The sequence below is a fragment of the Streptomyces alkaliphilus genome, assembly GCF_014141535.1.
In the GTDB taxonomy this organism is placed as follows: domain Bacteria; phylum Actinomycetota; class Actinomycetes; order Streptomycetales; family Streptomycetaceae; genus Streptomyces; species Streptomyces alkaliphilus.
Window position 1 is genome coordinate 1 of sequence record NZ_VKHT01000869.1, and the last position, 2,120, is coordinate 2,120.

Consider the following 2,120-nt stretch of genomic DNA (forward strand, 5'->3'; position numbering starts at 1 on the left):
CCCCTCGACCCCCTGAAAGCGAGCCGAGACCATGATCCCGCCGCTGTCCTTTCCCGCCCGTGACACCGCCCGTGACACCGATCGCGGGACCGCAGGCGCCCCACCCGCGCCCCGCCGCCCGGCGGCGCGCCTGCGGGTGCTCATGTACCACTCCGTCGCACCCCTGGCCTCCCCGGAGGACGACCCCTACCGGGTCACCGTCACCCCCGAACGGTTGGACCGCCAGCTGGGCCTGCTGCGCCGCCGCGGCCTGCGCGGCGTCTCGGTCGGGGAACTCCTCGACGCGCACGCGGCGGGACGCTCCGCCGGCCTGGTCGGTCTCTCCTTCGACGACGGTTACGCCGACTTCGCCGAGCACGCCCTGCCGCTGCTGCGCCGCCATGGCTGCACCGCGTCCCTGTACGTGCTTCCCGGCCTCCTCGGCGCCGACAACGTCTGGGACCTCAGGGGGCCGCGCAAGCCGCTGCTGGACGCTGAGGGCGTGCGGGCCTGTGCCGGGGCCGGCGTGGAGATCGGCTCGCACGGCCTGCTCCACCGTGCCCTGCCCGACCTCGACGACCGGGAACTGCGCCGGGAGCTGTGGGAGAGCCGAGACCTGCTGCGCGCGACGACCGGCGTCGCCCCCGCGGGGCTCTGCTACCCGTACGGTGCCGTCGGTCCCCGGGAGTCGGCCGCCGTCCGCGCCGCCGGTTACCGCTACGCGTGCGCGATCGACCCCGGCCCTCTGACCGGCCGGTACGCGCTGCCCCGGGTGCACGTGGGGCAGCGGGACGGCGCGGCGCGCCTGACCCTCAAGGCCCTGCTGCACCCGATCCGGCGCCGCCCGGTGCCGCCTGCGGAGGCGGTCGGCACGGGGTTCCGGGCGTGACCGGCGCCCCGGGCGCCCCGGCCGGTCACCCCGCGCCCCCGCCGCGCGCCGAACCGGCACCGGACACCGACGCGGTGCGGGTGCTGCACGTCATCACCGGCCTCGACGTCGGCGGCGCCGAACGCCAACTGCGCGACCTGCTCCGACTCCTGCCGCCCGGTCAGGAGGTGGTCACGCTCACCGCCCCCGGTCCGGTGGCCCGGGAGATGATCGCCGACGGCGTGCCCGTGCACCACGTCCCGATGTCCGGCAACCGCGACGTGCGCGCCCTGCCCCGTCTGGTCCGGCTGATCCGCGCGGGCGGTTACGACGTCGTGCACACCCACCTGTACCGGGCGTGCCTGTACGGGCGGATCGCCGCCCGGATCGCCGGCGTGCGGGCCGTGGTGGCCACCGAGCACTCCCTGGGCGAGCGCCGGCTGGAGGAGCGCCGGCTCGGCCCGGGCGTGCGCGCCCTGTACCTGCTGGGGGAACGCCCCGGGACGGTCACCCTCGCCGTCTCCGGCGCGGTGGCCGACCGACTGGTGCGCTGGGGGGTGCCGCGCCGAAGGATCGCCGTGGTGCCCAACGGTGTGGACGCCGCGCGGCTGCGGGCCGACCCCGAAACGCGTGGCCGCCTCCGGGCCGGTTGGGGGGTACCGGAGGGAACCCCGCTGGTGGCGGGGTTGGGCCGGCTGGTGCCGGGCAAGCGGTTCGGGGTCCTGGTGGAGGCCCTGGCCCTCGTGTCGGCCGACGCCGGGCGCGCCGGGCCCGGCCGGGGACCGGCGCCGATGCTGGTGCTGGCGGGGGAGGGGCCCGAGCACGACCGCCTGCGCCGGTTGGCCGCCGACCTCGGCGTGGCGGACCGGGTGCTGCTGCCCGGCACCCTGCCGGCGGCGGACCTGCTCGCCGCCGCCGACGTGCTGGTCTCCCCGTCCCCGGCGGAGACCTTCGGGCTGGCGGTGATCGAGGCGGTGGCGGCGGGCCTGCCGGTGCTGTACGCGGACTGTCCGGCGATCACGGAGCTCCCGCCCGGCGCGGTACCGGGGGCGCGTCGGGTCGTCTCCCGCGCCCCGGAGTTGGCTCGGGCGCTGCGGGAGATCACGGCGGACGGCCCGCCGGCCCGGCTGCCGGTGCCCGAGGTGCTGCGCCCCGGAGGGCGGTACGACCCGGCCGGGGTGGCCCGGCGCCACCTGGACCTGTACCGGGTGCTCGCGACGGGCGCTTCGATCCGTCCGGGGCGGGCGTTGGCGCGACCGCGAGGGCGGATCGG

The 2,120-nt window shown here is 78.0% G+C and carries 2 protein-coding genes; both read left to right on the forward strand.

The features are described from left to right. Nucleotides 1–31 precede the first annotated feature (31 nt). Nucleotides 32–868 (forward strand): polysaccharide deacetylase family protein, encoded by an 837-nt coding sequence (locus tag FNQ90_RS20635; protein ID WP_182607729.1) that lies wholly within the window; start codon nt 32–34, stop codon nt 866–868. Between the two features lie 74 nt (nt 869–942). Next, a partial coding sequence (locus FNQ90_RS20640) for a glycosyltransferase (RefSeq protein ID WP_182607730.1) occupies nt 943–2,120 on the forward strand: 1,178 nt, incomplete at its 3' end.

Excerpts from the sequence above, each read along its gene's own strand:
- FNQ90_RS20635 (WP_182607729.1), top strand. The coding sequence starts at position 32 with ATGATCCCGCCGCTGTCCTTTCCCGCCCGTGACACCGCCCGTGACACC.